Source organism: Bacillus sp. LR--39 (assembly GCF_053613335.1).
Genome location: NZ_JBSIOT010000924.1, coordinates 1 through 692 on the forward strand (window position 1 = coordinate 1; position 692 = coordinate 692).

The window sequence follows — 692 nt, forward strand, 5'->3', positions numbered from 1 at the left end:
TTTGTCATCCATCATACATCCCCCAATTCCGAACCAGTTTCTATAAAAACACGCGTTTCACTTTTTCTTCCATTTCTTCTCCATAGTTTGCATTATCTTTTATATTTTCTAAAAGATATTCCAGCTCCTCATGCAGGCCTGCCAGTTCAATTGTTTGGTTTCCTGCCTCTAAAACAACCGGTATTTTTTGTGCATGGGCCTGCTTCAGTTCCGGCCATACATGTTCCTTTATAATGACATATTCAAAAGAATCAGCTAATTCAAGTATGTATACAAAAGCAAAGTGGTCAGAATCAACAAGCATTTGACCTGACGGCTTGCGTTCCGCTTCGTTTCCTTCTGTCTGACAGGCAAGGCGAAGCTGATCATCCGATAATGTTGCATTCAAAATTTCGATTCTGTTTTGCATAATGCTCTCCTTTTTTAAACAAAGTACAGATTCATTTTATCATATCGAGCTCGATATTGATAAACCTAACATCTAAAGAGATAATAGTAAAAATAAGATTTACAGGGCGGAAAGGAAGAGCATCATGAGCCAAGAAATTGAAATCGAATTTAAAAACATGCTGACCAAACAAGAATTCAAAAACATAGCAGCGGCACTCCAGCTGGCAGAAAAAGATTTTACAGATCAAAAGAATCATTATTTTGATACAGACAGCTTCGCGCTGAAACAAAAACATGCTGCG

Annotated in this window: 2 protein-coding genes; one reads left to right on the top strand and one right to left on the bottom strand. The window is 37.6% G+C overall.

Annotated features, from left to right (window positions below; genetic code table 11):
* Window positions 1-40: 40 nt before the first annotated feature.
* Window positions 41-409: a UPF0738 family protein gene (locus tag ACWHAR_RS27500; RefSeq protein WP_024573346.1), complete on the bottom strand. Its 369-nt coding sequence runs from the start codon at window positions 407-409 to the stop codon at window positions 41-43.
* A 124-nt stretch (window positions 410-533) separates the two neighbouring features.
* On the opposite strand from ACWHAR_RS27500, the gene ACWHAR_RS27505 reads away from it, so the two are divergent.
* Window positions 534-692: CYTH domain-containing protein (locus tag ACWHAR_RS27505; RefSeq protein ID WP_452088488.1), on the top strand; the 159-nt coding region annotated here is incomplete at its 3' end.

Coding starts and splice junctions, on each gene's coding strand:
- ACWHAR_RS27500 (WP_024573346.1), bottom strand. CDS start 409: ATGCAAAACAGAATCGAAATTTTGAATGCAACATTATCGGATGATCAG.